Origin of the sequence: Alteromonas hispanica, from assembly GCF_010500915.1 — a bacterium.
GTDB classification, from domain to species: domain Bacteria; phylum Pseudomonadota; class Gammaproteobacteria; order Enterobacterales; family Alteromonadaceae; genus Alteromonas; species Alteromonas hispanica.
Window position 1 is genome coordinate 186,993 of the sequence record NZ_JAAAWP010000004.1, and the last position, 15,981, is coordinate 202,973.

At 42.3% G+C, this 15,981-nt stretch carries 13 protein-coding genes; 9 read left to right on the plus strand and 4 right to left on the minus strand.

Annotation, left to right across the window (positions count from 1 at the left end; translation table 11 throughout):
- Position 1 precedes the first annotated feature (1 nt).
- Together GTW09_RS08725 and GTW09_RS08730 are read right to left on the minus strand one after the other, a co-directional pair.
- Positions 2–583, minus strand: a complete 582-nt coding sequence (locus GTW09_RS08725; RefSeq protein WP_163111560.1) for an acyltransferase — start codon at positions 581–583, stop codon at positions 2–4.
- Positions 567–1,784 (minus strand): glycosyltransferase, encoded by a 1,218-nt coding sequence (locus tag GTW09_RS08730; RefSeq protein ID WP_163111561.1) that lies wholly within the window; start codon positions 1,782–1,784, stop codon positions 567–569. The genes GTW09_RS08725 and GTW09_RS08730 overlap by 17 nt, the downstream gene beginning before the upstream one ends.
- 208 nt (positions 1,785–1,992) lie before the next feature.
- Between GTW09_RS08730 and GTW09_RS08735 the strand changes: the two genes are divergently transcribed.
- Genes GTW09_RS08735 through GTW09_RS08775 form a run of 9 tightly spaced genes read left to right on the plus strand, consistent with a single transcriptional unit; the run spans position 1,993 to position 13,809 of the window.
- On the plus strand, positions 1,993–4,551 hold the full coding sequence (locus GTW09_RS08735; RefSeq protein ID WP_163111562.1) for an RIFT barrel domain-containing protein: 2,559 nt from the start codon (positions 1,993–1,995) through the stop codon (positions 4,549–4,551).
- 49 nt (positions 4,552–4,600) lie between these two features.
- The gene (locus GTW09_RS08740; RefSeq protein WP_203565688.1) at positions 4,601–5,593 is read left to right on the plus strand and encodes a glycosyltransferase family 2 protein; all 993 of its coding nucleotides are present in this window, start codon (positions 4,601–4,603) and stop codon (positions 5,591–5,593) included.
- 2 nt (positions 5,594–5,595) lie between these two features.
- The gene (locus GTW09_RS08745) at positions 5,596–6,708 is read left to right on the plus strand and encodes a glycosyltransferase (RefSeq protein WP_163111563.1); all 1,113 of its coding nucleotides are present in this window, start codon (positions 5,596–5,598) and stop codon (positions 6,706–6,708) included.
- Entirely contained in the window at positions 6,701–7,726 is a 1,026-nt protein-coding gene (locus GTW09_RS08750) for a polysaccharide deacetylase family protein (RefSeq protein WP_163111564.1), read from the plus strand. Before GTW09_RS08745 ends, GTW09_RS08750 begins: the two co-directional genes overlap by 8 nt.
- Positions 7,719–8,789 (plus strand): FemAB family XrtA/PEP-CTERM system-associated protein, encoded by a 1,071-nt coding sequence (locus GTW09_RS08755; protein ID WP_163111565.1) that lies wholly within the window; start codon positions 7,719–7,721, stop codon positions 8,787–8,789. The genes GTW09_RS08750 and GTW09_RS08755 overlap by 8 nt, the downstream gene beginning before the upstream one ends.
- Before the next feature lie 13 nt (positions 8,790–8,802).
- Positions 8,803–10,695 carry an asparagine synthase (glutamine-hydrolyzing) gene (asnB, locus tag GTW09_RS08760; RefSeq protein WP_163111566.1) on the plus strand — a complete coding sequence of 631 codons (1,893 nt, stop codon included), beginning with the start codon at positions 8,803–8,805 and terminating at the stop codon, positions 10,693–10,695.
- Positions 10,688–11,734, plus strand: coding sequence for an acyltransferase family protein (locus tag GTW09_RS08765; RefSeq protein ID WP_163111567.1), 1,047 nt, complete (start codon positions 10,688–10,690; stop codon positions 11,732–11,734). Before asnB ends, GTW09_RS08765 begins: the two co-directional genes overlap by 8 nt.
- A gap of 9 nt (positions 11,735–11,743) precedes the next feature.
- Positions 11,744–12,865 (plus strand): glycosyltransferase family 4 protein, encoded by a 1,122-nt coding sequence (locus GTW09_RS08770; protein ID WP_163111568.1) that lies wholly within the window; start codon positions 11,744–11,746, stop codon positions 12,863–12,865.
- Positions 12,862–13,809, plus strand: coding sequence for a glycosyltransferase family 2 protein (locus GTW09_RS08775; RefSeq protein ID WP_163111569.1), 948 nt, complete (start codon positions 12,862–12,864; stop codon positions 13,807–13,809). Before GTW09_RS08770 ends, GTW09_RS08775 begins: the two co-directional genes overlap by 4 nt.
- A 7-nt stretch (positions 13,810–13,816) precedes the next feature.
- Here GTW09_RS08775 and GTW09_RS08780 read toward each other — a convergent pair whose 3' ends face one another.
- Together GTW09_RS08780 and GTW09_RS08785 are read right to left on the minus strand one after the other, a co-directional pair.
- Entirely contained in the window at positions 13,817–15,103 is a 1,287-nt protein-coding gene (locus tag GTW09_RS08780) for an O-antigen ligase family protein (protein ID WP_163111570.1), read from the minus strand.
- Positions 15,104–15,122: 19 nt separating this feature from the next.
- Entirely contained in the window at positions 15,123–15,977 is an 855-nt protein-coding gene (locus GTW09_RS08785; RefSeq protein WP_163111571.1) for a glycosyltransferase family A protein, read from the minus strand.
- Positions 15,978–15,981 lie beyond the last annotated feature (4 nt).

A 15,981-nucleotide genomic window follows, 5' to 3' on the forward strand; every position in this document is an offset into this window, starting at 1 on the left:
ATCACTCACGAGTTCCAATTACCCTAGCCGGGTTTCCGCCAACAATCGTGCGTTTTGGCACATCATCTATTACTACTGCACCAGCAGCAATCACACTCCCATCTCCAACATTTGCCATAATCAAAGCGCTATTGCCTATCCAGCAGTTCTCTCCAACACACACTTTCTTGAATACGCCGCCTTGATCTTTTATTGGCTTTGAAGGGTCTGAAAAATTATGCTGCCCCTTCCCGCTCATAATGTGTACACCACTACCTAACAAAGTGTTTTTACCAATACTGCATTTACCAATGTTGCATTGGGGCCCAATATACACTCCCTCCTCAATGCTTGTATCTTGCTGGGAAAACAATGTACCAAACGAAATGACCGCATCAGATGAGCAGTGTGTAAATACGAAGCGGTAAAAACCACTGCGTAGGTAGCTTCCCAACTTACCCGGTAGCAGCGACAGTGCCTGACTATAGCTTGAAATGAGCGCATCTTTATTTAACACCAACGTCATCAGAACATAAGAAATTGTCAGTGGACTTATTAAAAGCGCTAAAACAAAAAAAACACCACGTTTAAGAAGTTGGTTCATATTTTTTCAATGCCTGTTTAAGTGGCTTTAACTGTTGTTCCCAAGAATATGTATTGTGTAACGCGCTATATGCATTATTTACTAACTGTTGTGCTGTGTCAGCTTTTTTTACGCAATCAACACAAGCGTCGATAAAGCTGCTCTCTTCATCAACGATAAACATAGTTGATTCATTAGCGTAATTTATTCCCTCTGCCCCCATACTGGTGCTTATTACAGGTAATTTGCATGCAGCAGCTTGTAGCATCTTGTTCTGAACACCCCTGGCAATTCGAAACGGAGCAACAAAAGCCGTCGCTTTATGAAAGTAAGGAAGCATGTCGTCTACAAACCCGGTAACTTCAATAGTCTTGTCTCGTTCTGACAATTGCTGTATCTCTTTTGTTGGATTCATACCTCCAACTGTAAAAGTAGCGCCAGGCAAACGTTGCTTTATTGAGGGCCAGCAACGTTCTACAAACCACATTACTGCGTCTACATTTGGTTTGTAATCCATTACGCCAGTGAAAAGAAAGTTTGTGTCTGTGACTTGTGCGGGCGCGGGGTAAAAAGCGGAAAAATCTAAACCGTTTCCCAATACTTTGACTGGTTTAAGGGCACTCACTGTTTTTTCAAATAATCGGGTTTCTTCTTTTGCAATAAGAAATGTGTCTTCAAAATCTTTGTTCGCTCTCGCTTCAAGTCTTTTTATTAGCTTACCCTCTCGACGATACACTGCGCTCATGAGAAATGAACTCGACTCAGCATACTGCCGCCACTTATCAGAGTCTACATCCATCATATCCATAAAGAGCGCACAGGTTCGTGCGTGATAATGGGGAGCATTAAAAACGTAATAACCTAAGCTTGAGGCGCTGAGTAATAGTGCGTCGCAGCCACCTCTTAAACGCGCATTTACTTCCTTCTGAAGTGCGCTGCTATAAAACGCGCCAACACTAATGGCTTGCCGGTGAAGCATTGCCCAACTGTAGCGCAACACTTTATGAGACAACGGGTATACGGTGACTGAAATATTAAGCTTTTCACGAAGCGCGTTAGCATCTGCATGGTCCTGTTCGCTTTCGCCTAAACACAGCACATCAACTTGATAGCCAAGTTGCGTTAAAAATTCAACTTGATGATAAGTACGAAGCTTTTCGCCCTTATTCGGCGGATAGGGCACCCGTTGAGATACGACAGTAATGTTGCGCGGCTTCGCCATTTTTGCGTCCATTAACAAAATTTTTATTTCCCGCCGCTATAGTACGTTGAAGGCTGTAACTCGTCAAAATTACGAACAGTAAAAGTTTCGATTCCAACCTATTGGACGATTGCATAAGCAGGCAAACACATTGGCATTGCATAACAACTAATATAAAGTATTGCGAAGATATTACATTACCCATCACGGATGAAATATAAGTAGCCCAATGCAGTATAATGTTTTTAGTTTACATAACGCGAGTGCGCATACTCAACGCGGCTCATTCTGTGTTGGAGTGCCCTGCCCTAGAGGTAAATTCTCGGTTTCAGACTCACTCGAGTTGATTGATGAAAATAGCGATTACGTACAAGCCTCTATAGAAGCGCGGCATTTGTGGCACGATGGTTCAGTTAAGTGGCTGTACATCACGGGTATAACGTCTTTATCGTCACATGAATCGAAAAAATACTCGCTTAAATTGGCGACAACTTCTCAGCCCACGTACATTAACCCAGTTAAACTCATCGATTCGAATAGTCAGTTAGAAATACAGTTGTCAAACGGCAAGGTGGTTACAGTAAGTCGAAATCGCCCGGGGTTCATCAATTTTAATAACGAACTTACAACCTCGTTTACCCACCATAGCGATAGTAAATACAAAACCCTATCCTTTGTGCATATTAATGAGTTCAGTTATGAGGTGTTAAGAAGCCATTGCCACAATGTAGCAGTAAAAATTAAGCACAAAGGGCAGCTTGAAATACAAAACAAAGCACTGGATGTTGAAATTGAAAGCACAATTTTTTTAGCAGATGGTGACGTGCTAAGCGACATCACCATAACGAATCCAGCGGCATCTTTGCACCCAAATGGGCAGTGGGATTTAGGCGACCCTTCATCAATTTACATTAATGAACTGTCACTCGCGGTAAACAAACAAGCGAGCACGTTAGTTGTAAACGATGAACTGAAACTTAATGCGCCCTTTAATAAGACGGTCATTCATCAAGCATCTAGTGGAAAGGCCCATTGGCAAAGCCCCGTGCACGTTAATGCAGCAGGTGAGGTTAACTTAGCCCACAAAGGGGTTAACGTTTATTGCAATGGCGAATTGGAATACGAAACTGAGCAATGCCAACCGCTCGCTACATTTGAATTAGAAGACAGCGTCTGCCTTACGCTTGACGCTAAAGAGTTTTGGCAGCACTTTCCCTCAGTAATGACCGCCACCAAAGATAGTACATTCGTGAGCCTACTGGGCGCAAAAGACAGTGAACCGCAAGAGTTACAACCAGGTGAGCAATTAACGCGCCGAATAACGTTATCCACAGGCCCACTTACAACCTTTGACGTGACACTTAGCAAAAGCTGGGTTCAGCACTCCTCTTGTCTTCCTTTTGCCCCATTTAACGCACCTCAACAGCTTCAGCAACTGGTGGATAAGGGAATAAGTGGTGACAATTCATTTTTTCACAAACGGGACGCTATTGACGAGTACGGCTGGCGGCATTTTGGTGAATTGTATGCCGATCATGAAAAAGCACTGGCACCTGATACGCCATTTTTTGTGTCGCATTACAATAATCAGTACGACCCCCTCTGCGGCATGCTGTATCAGTGGGCAGTAACCGGCGAGCAGTGCTGGAAGGAGCTTGCCGACAACTTAGCCAAGCATGTAGCAAACATAGATGTGTATCACACCACGCTAGATAAACCTGAATATTCTGGCGGGCTGTTTTGGCATACCGATCATTATGTGCCTGCCCATACGGCCACACACAGAACCTACTCCCAAAATCAGCCCACTGGGGTATATGAAGATCACGCGGGCGGCGGCGGCCCGGGTGGTCAGCATTGTTACACCAACGGATTACTGCATCATTACCTGTTAACCGGCAGTACTACCTCTAAACAGGCCTTACTGAAAATTTGCGGATGGATAGAGGGTTATTACGAGGGCGACGGCACACTATTAAATGCACTACTGTTGATAAAAAATGCCGGCACAGAAGGATTAAAAAACGTAAAAACTGGCCAATACCCTCTCGATAGGGGTACCGGCAATTATCTACAGGCCCTAATGGACAGGTACGCGGTATTAAACGATATAAGCGACCTTAAAAAGTGTGCCCATATTATTAAACACACGGTATCGCCAAGCGATGACATTGCTCAGCGCCAGCTACACAATGTTGAATCCACCTGGTTTTATACTGTCTTTTTCCAAGCTGTGTGCCGCTTTATTCAAATAAAAGAACAGCTTAACCAAAGCGACTACGACTATACCTATGCGGTATATTCATTAACCCATTACGTAACTTACATGCTTGAGCATGAGTATGCGTATTTAGACAAGCCCGATATTTTAGAGTTTCCCAACGAAACCTGGACAGGCCAAGACTTGCGCAAACTTTGCTTATTCGCGTTTGCAAAGGCCTACATGCCAGCACTTGCACCGGCATTAGAACAAAAAAAGCAAAGCCTGCAACAGCAAATTATTGAAAGACTGCAAAACTCAGAAGAAAGCGAAACCACCCGTCTTTTATGCCTTATGATGCAAAATATGAATTTTGTTGACTACGAACAAGCAGCATCACCCACCACTGATTTTTTGAATGCACTTTCATGCGGGCACAGCGCTAATGACTACGGACCATTTTCTGTTAATACAGAAAGCCTAATCACTTTCGTTATGCGCACGCTTCGTAAGTTTTCGCTGCGCAGAGAGCGCAGCCAAGCGGTTAAACGATTCCCGAAATTTCAGCAATGGTTGGGTAAGCCATGATTGCCACAACAACCCGTTTAATATCATGAATAGCGATATAAGCAGCCCTATGAGCAGCAGTACAAGTAACACTCAAATACATAAAGTAGTCAGCTTTGTAATTCCTCATAAAGGCCGCGAGACTATGCTGCTACAAACGCTGGATAGCATAAAACGGCAAACGCTAGACGCTGAAAAATTTGAAGTAATTATTGTTAGCCAAAACGAAAACGTATCGCAAACCTTAGCCGAATACGAACGGCATTTCTCGCTCACAGTAATGCATAACGACGATGCTAACAGCATCTCGCACTCTAGAAACATAGGGGCAGCGAAGGCTACTGGCACCTACCTAGCTTTCCTTGATGCCGATGTAAGCCTAGCGGCAAACTACACCACCATCATGCTGCAAACGCTACAACACACACCTTCACTCGCCCTCGTTGCTGCTATGCAAGTAAACTCAGAACACGCACCACCTTTAGAGCGAATTAGAACAGCGCTAAGTAACGCCGAGCTTGATACCACCGTTAGCTTTTTACCCGGGCGAAATCTCTTTCTACACCGAGACACGTTTGCGACCGTTGGCGGGTTTCCAGAACACCTGCTCACCTGTGAAGACTATTACTTTACCGGGCAAGTGAGAGAATATGGCGGCCTTTACTACACGTCTGAAACACATTACGTGCACTTAGGGGAAGATAAAGACTTTAGCCCCATGTTTAAAAAAGAAATATGGCGCGGGCAATCCAATATTGCATCAACAAGCGGCAGGCCCATTCCCCTTCGTGAGCTACCTAGTTTTATTGTGCCCTTTGCTGTCACCTTGGGCGTTTTATTTTTATTAATTTGCCTGCTGTATTCATACACCAACTTCGCTATTATGTTTAGCATAATCGCAGGAGCACCTCTTCTGGCGTACACATTTAGGCTTAAAAAGCTGGTAGGCAGTAGGGTATCGTTTTTCAATTGCCTTAGCTTTTACCTTGTGTATTTTCCAGCAAGAGCCATAGGAACAGTATTGGGAGTACGCGGCGCGGTAACCACCAACTCGCATAAATAATAATGAAAATATTGCAGTTTATATGTTCTACAGGGTTTTACGGCGCAGAGCGCTGGGTATTAGCACTGTCTAAACACATGCCTAGCAATGTGACTAGCGAGCTGGCAGTAACATTAGAGCCGGGCACGGAAGACCTAGAGCTTGTTAAGCAATTTAAACCCATTGGTAAAACCCACCATGTTCCTATGCATGGACGTTTCGATGTAGGCGCGGTAAAAAAGCTGGCAGCCCTGATTAAAGACAACAACATCGACATTATTCACACCCACGGTTACAAATCAGATATTTTAGGGGTTATGGCCGCTAAAAAAGCCGGTATCCCCTGTGTAGTAACGCCCCACGGTTTTGAAAATGCGGCAGACTTTAAGCTTCGCCTGTTTATTTGGGCTGGCTGCCAAGCCATGCGCTTTGCCGATAAAGTGGTTCCCCTTTCTAAGCAGTTACTTGCAGACGTGAAAAAATTTAACGTTGCTGAGCACAAGCTTGCTTATATTCAAAATGGCGTAGACTTATCAGAAGTTGAGGCTGTAAGAATAACCAAGAAACCAAAGCCGGAGAACAGTAAAAAGGTAATAGGTTTTGTGGGGCAAATGATAAGCCGTAAAAACATTACCGCCATACTCGACTGTTTCGATGCGTTGTATAAAAAACGACAAGACATTCAGCTGGTGTTTCTTGGTGATGGCGAAGATCGCCCTAAATTAGAATCGTATGCGGATACCCTTGATAGTGACCACGCTATCTCATTTTTGGGTTTTAGAAATGACAGGCTAGAACAGCTTCGCGATTTTGATATGTTTGTAATGACCTCCACCCTTGAAGGCATTCCCCGCTGTTTAATGGAAGCCTGCGCCATGGAAATTCCGGTGTCGGCTTACGATATTGCGGGCATCGATCAACTCATTACCCACAAAGAAAGCGGTTTACTTACTCCTTTGCATAACACCGAGCAATTACAAAAAGACTGGGAAACCCTGCTAGACGATACCGACTACGCCCAGCAACTCGCACAAAATGCGCGTGCCTTCGTACAAGAACACTTTTCGGCACAGCGCATGGCCGACGAATACTATGCGTTGTTTTCAACCATGTTAAACGAGAAGCGCCATGGGTAAACCCAACGTTTTATTTGTGCTAACCATAGACACGGAAGAAGAATGGCAGTGGGACGATGAATTTCCACAACACGATTGTTCGGTACAAAACGTAAAACAGCTTCCTGCATTTCAAGCCTTTTGTGAGTCGCTAGGCATAAGGCCCACCTATTTTGTTGACTATGCTGTGGCCAACGACGCTCAAGGCAGTGGTATTCTTCGCGAGTTTGTACAAACCAAAAAAGCAGAAGTTGGTGCACACTTACACCCATGGTGTAACCCACCTTACTTTGGCAAAACCACCGAAGCCGAAAGCCACGTGATTAATTTGCCGGAAGAACAAGTTGTACAAAAGCTAGATGAACTAAACCGGGTGATCAATGAAAAAATTGGGGTAACGCCACGTTCCTTTAGAAGCGGCCGTTGGGGTATGAAGGGTAAAACCCTTGAGCTACTTGCCTCGAGAGGTATTACCGTAGACAGCAGTGTATATCCGTTTTACAAGAACGACTTTTTTCACTGCAAAGGTGCCCCTGTTACTCCCTATTACCCAAGCTTCGATAACGCCCTTGCCCCCGGTGAACAGCAAAACATTATGGAGTTGCCGGTAACGGCAGGGTTTAACACCACTCATTTCTCCATGGCAGACAAAGTGCATACTGCGTTTTCTAGCGGTATTATTTCAGCCATAAAGCCTGTTGGTATTTTGTGGCATACAAAACTGCTACGAAAAATTTATTTAAGCCCAGAGCTTACGCATAGCGAAGACATGAACACCCTAGTAGATATCTGTTTAGATAAAAAGTACCCTGTAATACACATGTATCTGCACAGCTCTAGCTTAATTGATGGGGCAACTGGGCTGTTAAATATAGACGACGCTTTTGGCACAATTTGCACGCGCATAAGCGCTGTTGTTTCTCATCTTCAAGAAAGGGCGGATGTGTCGTTTTGCACCATTACCGAAGCGGCGACACGATTAAAAGCAGCACCCGCAGCCGTGCAAACTTGCGCAGAAGGCCAATACAGCTATGAGTAGTACTAACGCTATTTCAACTAGCCTTGTATCGCTTGCAGATAAAGCCGAGTGGGATAGCTACGTAGCCGCCCACCCCCAGGCCACTGCGTATCATAAGTTTGCATGGCAGCAGGCCGTAAACCATGCCTACAAGCACGCTATATACGGCGTAATAGCCAAGCAAGAAAATACAGGTAACACCGTAGGCGTTTTGCCCTGCGTATTAATAAAAACGCCACTAATAGGTAAAAAGCTGTGCAGTTTACCTTACTGCGATGTGGGCTATGCGTTGGCCGATAGCAACGATATAGCACTGCAACTGCAGCAGTGTTTAACTCAGCAGCTTTCTGTAACTGGCAGTAAGGCGCTAGAAATGCGCGCGGTACAGGCCGCCCCCGTCGATACAAGCCAGCTTAACCATCAAAAAGTGCGTATGCTTTTGCCGCTGCCCAATACCAGTGAAGCATTAATGGCGGGCTTCAAATCTAAGCTTCGTAGCCAAATAAGAAAAGCAGAGAAAAACGGGCTCACCGTTTCGCTGGGTACTAAGCAAGCATTAATTAACGACTTTTATACGGTATACACCAAGAACATGCGTGACTTGGGCTCGCCCGTGCATGCAAAAAAATGGTTTGAGCAAATAGTCAATGCTTACGAAGAGAGCTGTATTCTCAGCGTAGTGTATAAAGACAACACGCCCATTGGTGGTGGATTAGTAATTAAGAATACTACCAATGCCTCTATTCCATGGGCTTCTACCCTGCGCGATTACAATAAACTTGCTCCAAACATGTTGCTATATTGGTCGCTATTAGCACACTGCGCAGATTCAGGCATTGAAACCTTCGACTTCGGCCGCTCTACCTACGAAGAAGGCACCTACAAATTTAAAAAACAGTGGGGAGCACAGCCGCAGTTGTTAAATTGGCAGAAGTTTGATCAACACGGTGTACTGATAAAAGAGCAGGTAGCAGCTACATCACCAGGTAAACTGCGCCCCATCGCTGAAAATATGTGGCAAAAGCTTCCTATTACGTTTACCGTAACCGTTGGTTCGGCAATTAGACCGCATATCAGTTTATAGGGAATAAGAAAACATGTGTGGCATTGCAGGTTTTAGTTTATTTAATTACAACGAAGGTGGTGAAAAGGCGTTGCATGACATGCATCACGCTATTTTGCACCGCGGGCCCGATGCCAGCGGTACCTATCTAGATGAGCACATTGGTTTGTGTCATCGCCGCTTAAGTATTCTGGATCTTTCAGAGGCGGGCAACCAACCTATGTTCTCTGCCGACGGTAACTTAGTTATTGTATTTAATGGCGAAATTTATAACTTTTTAGAGCTTCGCGAAAGCTTAGCAGCACAAGGGGTACAATTTAAAAGCCACACCGATACCGAAGTTATTCTCGAGCTATATGCCCGCGAAGGTATTCAATGCCTTCAAAAGCTGAACGGCATGTTTGCCTTTGCTCTGTGGGACAAAACAAAACAAGAGCTATTTATTGCCCGAGACCGATTAGGCAAAAAGCCCCTTTACTATTTTTCTGACAATGGTCGCTTTGCCTTTGGCTCAGAAATTAAAGCCATTCTGGCCTTACAAGATATTCCTCGAGACATTCGCTTAGACGCCGTATACGACTTTTTTGCCTATCAATACGTACCAGACCCTAAAAGCATCTTTCAGCATATTCATAAACTGCCACCTGCGCACTATATGGTGTTGAACAAAGATGGTTTTACCATCACCGAATATTGGGATTTAAGCTTCAAAAATACGTCAAGGGAGAGCGAAGAACACAACAAAGCACGATTAAAAGCTCTTCTGGAAAAAGTAACAAAACAACGCATGATAAGCGACGTGCCGTTAGGTGCTTTTTTAAGTGGAGGTGTAGATAGCTCTGGCGTGGTTGCCATGATGGCAGAAGCAAGCCCAACGCCTGTAAAAACCTGTACCATTGGGTTTGATAACAAAGACTTTAACGAAGCAGACTTTGCGCGGGAGATAGCAGAGAAATATAATACAGAACACCATGAGTTCACAGTACATCAAAACGTTGCTGAGCAATTAGAACATATCGTTAGTTTTTTTGATGAACCCTTTGCCGACCCATCATTGGTGCCCACTTATTTTGTATCGGAACTTGCCAGAAAAGCAGTAACGGTAGCCCTTGCTGGTGACGGTGGCGATGAAATGTTTGCAGGGTATGAAAAATATACCACTGATAACATTGAAAATAAGCTACGCAATAAATTTCCAGAAAGCGTGCGCAAAACCCTATTCCCAACTCTGGCAAGCCTTGCCGGAAGAGTACCAGGCACAGTAGGCAAAAAAGCAAAATCGCTGTTAACTACTCTAAGCCACGACGCAGCCATGGGCTTTTACATTACCAACAGCATGATTACCGATGAAATGTGGAATAGCTTGGTAAAACCCGACGTAGCTGAAAAGCTGCAAGGCTACCATCCTAGTCACTACACTATCGACACTTATCACAAAGCCGATGGCCCGGATCATTTAAGTAAAATATTGTACACCGACATTAAAACCTACATGACAGGCGATATTTTAGTAAAAGTTGACAGAATGAGCATGGCAAACTCGTTAGAAGTGAGGGCGCCCATTCTAGATTATCAAGTAGCCGAATTTGCCGCTTCTCTGCCCTCTGAACAAAAATATCGTGACGGAGAAAAAAAATACCTGCTAAAAGAAGTATTCAAACCTTTCATTCCTGAATCTTTACTTTATAGAAAGAAAATGGGATTCAGTACTCCATTAGATGAGTGGTTTAGAGGTGAGTTGAAGACACTTGCTGAAACTCGTTTTTTCGACCGTAAAAGTGGGTTAACTGATATTTTTAACGTTTCTGAATTTCAAAAGGTTTGGACAGAGCACCAATCTAAAAAATCTAACTTTGGCATAATACTATGGAGTATGCTCATGTATGACTTGTGGTATAAGGCATATGTAGCTGAGAAAAATGAATAAAGAAACTTCACTATACCTTGATTTTGTTAGGTTCATTAGCGCTTTAGTCGTTTTTCTAGGTCATGCGGCCGGTAAGCTGACGAGTGGATTTTTGTGGCAATTGAATGAGTATTTGTCAGCAGCGGTAATGGTATTTTTTGTCTTATCTGGATACGTTATAGCTTTTGTAACTGACAAGAAAGAAAAAGATGTACAGAGTTACTTAATAGCGCGAATATCAAGATTTTCTTCTGTTGCAATTCCTGCGTTATTACTTACAGCCCTCCTTGATGGAGTTGGAAGCAGTATAAATAACGAACTTTACTTTGGCGGTCCTTGGCCAGAGCCAAATAACAACTTGATAAATTATGTTCTTTCAGCATTATTTATACAAAACGTCTGGGGGCTAAACCTGAACCCTGGCATCAATGTTCCTTTCTGGTCCCTTAGTTTCGAATTTGGGTTTTACTTGATTTTCGCAGCTTTTGTATTTACAACTGGAAGAAAAAGAATCCTTACAATCATAGGACTGTTTTTATTTCTCGGACCAAATATTATTACCTATTTACCAATCTGGCTAATGGGTGTCGTTGTATATTTTGCCCATAAGCATGTTATTCCGAAGAACTCTATAGTTTGTGGAATTGCTTTTATTGCAACTGCTCTTGCGTTAGTTTTTTTAGTTCCTTCTATTAAAGATCACTTTCATCATACTCCTTCTTTCTTCTTAGGTAAGAGAAATGTTCTCGCTGATTATATTTTTGCGCTCCTATTCTCGGCCAACCTTTATTTAAGTATCTATGCTACTAGTTTGATAGCTTTGCTCGCCCCTTTCCGGCCTCATATTATTTATTTGGCAAGCTGTTCATTTTCATTATACCTTTTCCATAGACCCCTCATACAGTTCTTTGCTGCACTAGAAGTCGGAGAACCATCCAGCTTTAGCAGTAGGTTTTTAGTCATCGGCGGTACCCTTTTTGTTGTATTTACCTTTGGTGCTTGGGCTGAAAGGCAAAAAACTTTTGTAAAACAAAAATTAACTGAACTAACAAAAAAGTAATTATTACTTATGAAAATAGGAATTTATTGTGAATCGGTCAAAGTGTCTAATAAAACAGGGATTAGCCGATATGTTATTGGACTAGTTGAAGCGTTGCTGAAAGAAAAATCCGATAATATTTTTTATCTATACTATCAATCCGACAGTGTTTTTTCTAAGCCGTTGCCTTGGCTCTACTCACATCCGCAAGTTATACATAGACCAATCTTCAGTCCTAGCGATTTAGCATCGAACAGACCAAGGATATGGTGGGACTACTTACTTCCATTTCATATCTGGAAGGATAAGATCTCGGTTTTTCATGGTCCTAATCACTTCCTTCCCAAGACAAAGGTACCTACCGTATTGACTATTCATGATCTCGCTTACTTTTATATGAATGTCCATGGCCCCGGACTTGACAGAATTTTACGGCATTGGACAACTACAAGTATGCAAAGAGCAACAAAAGTGATTACTGTTTCTAACTCAACCAAGAACGACTGCATACGTGAAAACTGTCCGTCAGAAAAAATTTCGACTATTTATCAAGGGTTTGAAGGAAACAGGCTCGCTAAGTTGAGTGAACCAGATTTACAAAAACCATACATATTGTTTTTGGGCACGCTGCAACCTAGGAAAAATATTGATTTTTTGATAAACGCTTTCTCAAACTGCGCTCAGAAAATACCTCATCAGCTGATCATAGCAGGTGCGCCAGGGCCTAGTTCAAGGGCTGTACTAAAGGCAATAGAACATCACAATCTTGAAGAACGAATAAAAGTAACTGGATTTATTTCGGATACAGAAAGACAAGAACTCTATTTGGGTGCGAGTTGTTTTGTTTATCCCAGTAAATATGAGGGTTTTGGTTTGGTTGTGCTAGAAGCAATGTCGTACGGCGTTCCCGTAATAACAACTAACAACAGTTCTTTGCCTGAAGCAGTAGGATCTGCTGGAGTTACAGTTAACGAAAATAGCACCGAGGAACTCTCAGGAGCAATTTTAAAAATAGTAACCTGTGAAGAAACTCGACTGGAACTTAGGAGAAAAGGCCTTGCACATGTGAAGTCTTTTTCATGGGATAGATGTTCTAAAAATACGCTTAAAGTATACGAGGAAGCTACAAAGATAAAAGGAATTAAGCAATGAAAAGCATAACTCTAGTCATCGCAACGTACAATAGCGTAAATACCTTAAAAAGAACTTTGGAAAGTGTAAACTCTCTTGAGCCTGTGCATGGTGTAGAAACTCAAGTCGTGGTTATAAATAACAACAGTACTGACAAGACCGATGAATTTCTTAATGCATACAATTGCCAGTTTCAATTCTTAAAATTGTTTCAAATCAACCAGGGACAGAATTACGCCAAAAACACTCTATTTTCTGAAAAAGTTAAGCTCGGCGATCTAGTAGTTTTCACTGATGATGACGTTATTCTTCCTCCTCACTTCTTGCAAAAATATGCCGATGCAGCAAAGCAGCAAAGTAATTTCGATATATTTGGAGGCACCGTTGAGGCCTTATGGCCCTCAAACCCACCGCCAAATATGTTAAGAGGTATCGATGTTGCCGTAGCATTTGCTGTCACGCCAGAAGAAAAGGGATATAAAACTGGTGAAGTCAGTCCTACAAAGATGCATGGCCCAAACTTTGCCATTAGGAGACGTATATTCGACGCGGGATTTAAATTTAATGAAAGTGTTGGCCCTAATGGCAGTAACTATATGATGGGAAGCGAGACTGAGTTGCTATACCGGTTAAAGAACCATGGTTTTAGAGCATTTTTTGACTCATTAAACGCTGTTCAGCACATTATTAGAGAAAAGCAGCTTACGGATGACTGGATAGCAAGCCGAGCACACAAGGCTGGCCGCTCTTTAATTATGCATCAAGCTAGGCAAGGCCAAAAAATATTGTCATCTGAACTTTTTGGTTATCCAAGATGGGCAGTTAAAGAAAAGTTGTTGCTAAAAGCTAAATTGGTACTAGCTCCGAAAGGACATGTCGACTATTACAGATTGCTATGGCGTTACAATCACATAGCGGGATATTGTGCCGAGTACAAAAAAAAGGCGTTTTTGGATTTTCTCTAAAAAATATCTACTTGGGTGAAGCTGGAACATTACCAGCTTTCACCATACAGTAGTTTGTGCTCATCAAAACAAGAAGAAAATAAAATGGCTCGAACACTATAAGATCAAGAAAAACGGCTCCAACAAAATACCCCACTAAGCCACCTGCGCAAGCCAGATTAATATAGCCATTAACAGAATCACCCTGTTTATGTTTTCTCACATACTTGTATTGCCTGAAAGACACAATGAAAAAAGATAAATAGATCAATCCAGCCATTATTCCCGTGTTTGCAGAAAAATTTAAAAACGTGTTGTGAGCAACGTGAGGCGACTTTCCTGGAAACAGCACAGCAGACGCATACTGAAAGCGTTGCGGTCCGGCTCCAAGAAGCGGATGCTCTAGCGCAATATCAAAACCAACCCCCCAAGATACCAGTCTTGGGTTTAAAGGAACATCTGCATTCTCTTGTTGCGCCTGCGCTACCGTTGAAGTAGTTCTACTTGTTAACATAGCGCCCTGCCAAATAAGCATTGCTGCAAACCCTGCTAGCACCGCTAAGTTCAATGTTTTAGACCTCATTACCATTACGAAGAACAATGTAACTGCGGCAGCGCTGAGCAATGCACCACGAGAGGCAAATAATATTAATGCGTGCCAAACCAAGGGCACTGACAATATAAGGAAGTATTTAATGAGCTTTTGCTTAAAAAAAGTAATGCCAAACATTACAAATCCCAGGCCTGTTGTTAAAACGATTGACATTACATTTCCATCTCTATATGGACTTTTATGTAACCCTAACAATCTTCCCCATTTAAACATGTACCAATTACCAGCGAAGTAATGATCATTAGCCCAATAAGCAAAATACAACACCACTAAAATATACATAAAACCAAAATACTTGATCGTATTTTCACTGTTAATAAGGCCCAGAACAACGGTATACATGATCGCTATAGTCGTGAAGGTTTCAACCATTAAATCACCGCTAACCAATGAGAAATAAGTATCATACGGAGTTAATGCGTTTGATAAATGAAAGATTAAAAGTAGCCCCATCACCCCCTTAAACTGGCCAGTTTTATAAACTTCCCAATTAACATTCCCCTGAAGTATCTGCCATCCCCAAGCTAGAATGGCTATAGCTGCTGAAACAGTGAATATTGAAAAACTATCGAACGCCCAGTTCCAAATGTATTGAGGTTGAAGTATTGATACGGTCGAATAAAGTAGAGCTGATACCCAAGGAGCACTACTAATAAGAATAGCACTGATAAAAACGCTAAAAAAAACAAGTAACTTAATCATTTAGATATTTCAGCGCCATTTATTTTGATAAGAGTTTAATGAGGCGACGTCTTACTAAACGACGCTGAAACCATGATAGATGAGCAGACTTGTTAGCAAAATCTTTCCATATTTCTTTGTTTATTCCATGCATACTTGCTGGCCAGTTTGATAAGGCCGTGTTGTCAAGAATACTTTCTTGAAGTTTGCCCAGCTCATAACGCGCAATTCTGTTGAAATAAAGATTTATATCATCTCTTTTGAACACTGACAGACTTTCAAAACTGTAGCCTACATCCTCAAGCCATGTGGTACGCTCAGGTAAGTTTGTTTTTTCAAATTTCAAGTCAGTATTAACTGCTTTTGTTAGAAAAGAGTCTATCCAGTTTAACCCTATAGGCAAACGAAAGTTAGCCTCTCTAATTCTTTGAACAAAACTATTTTTCACACCATATAGATTTCCAAAAAAACACGAACGCTCTAAGACTAATTCGCGATAAAATGTAAGGTTTCGTCCAGTTAATGGTAGTCCGGCTATTACAACTGTTCTTTCTGGTGTACTTACCAACTTATTGTGCAGTTTAGGAAAACAGTTTTGTGAAAAATTTACGTCTGCATCTACGAAAAAGTGTGTGCTTACATCGTCGGCCAATTCATGCATGTACTTATTCCATGCATTACACTTGTCACCTAGGCGAATAACTTCTATACAGAGCTTGTCAAACCCAAGAGCATCTCTCGCGGCATTTGCTACTTCAACAGTTCTATCTGAGCAACCGTTTGCGATTAAATAGAACTTATTTAGCGACTCATCAACGCTCTCAAAAACACTGTTAATCGAAGATGTGATGTTTTTCTCTTCATTATAAGCAAACATCACAACATTATATTTCATCGCT

Coding starts and splice junctions, on each gene's coding strand:
- GTW09_RS08785 (WP_163111571.1), bottom strand. CDS start 15,977: ATGAAATATAATGTTGTGATGTTTGCTTATAATGAAGAGAAAAACATC.
- GTW09_RS08735 (WP_163111562.1), top strand. CDS start 1,993: ATGCAGTATAATGTTTTTAGTTTACATAACGCGAGTGCGCATACTCAA.
- GTW09_RS08770 (WP_163111568.1), top strand. CDS start 11,744: ATGAAAATAGGAATTTATTGTGAATCGGTCAAAGTGTCTAATAAAACA.
- GTW09_RS08775 (WP_163111569.1), top strand. CDS start 12,862: ATGAAAAGCATAACTCTAGTCATCGCAACGTACAATAGCGTAAATACC.
- GTW09_RS08730 (WP_163111561.1), bottom strand. CDS start 1,784: ATGGCGAAGCCGCGCAACATTACTGTCGTATCTCAACGGGTGCCCTAT.
- GTW09_RS08740 (WP_203565688.1), top strand. CDS start 4,601: ATGAGCAGCAGTACAAGTAACACTCAAATACATAAAGTAGTCAGCTTT.
- GTW09_RS08780 (WP_163111570.1), bottom strand. CDS start 15,103: ATGATTAAGTTACTTGTTTTTTTTAGCGTTTTTATCAGTGCTATTCTT.
- GTW09_RS08745 (WP_163111563.1), top strand. CDS start 5,596: ATGAAAATATTGCAGTTTATATGTTCTACAGGGTTTTACGGCGCAGAG.
- GTW09_RS08750 (WP_163111564.1), top strand. CDS start 6,701: ATGGGTAAACCCAACGTTTTATTTGTGCTAACCATAGACACGGAAGAA.
- GTW09_RS08755 (WP_163111565.1), top strand. CDS start 7,719: ATGAGTAGTACTAACGCTATTTCAACTAGCCTTGTATCGCTTGCAGAT.
- GTW09_RS08725 (WP_163111560.1), bottom strand. CDS start 583: ATGAACCAACTTCTTAAACGTGGTGTTTTTTTTGTTTTAGCGCTTTTA.
- GTW09_RS08765 (WP_163111567.1), top strand. CDS start 10,688: ATGAATAAAGAAACTTCACTATACCTTGATTTTGTTAGGTTCATTAGC.
- asnB (WP_163111566.1), top strand. CDS start 8,803: ATGTGTGGCATTGCAGGTTTTAGTTTATTTAATTACAACGAAGGTGGT.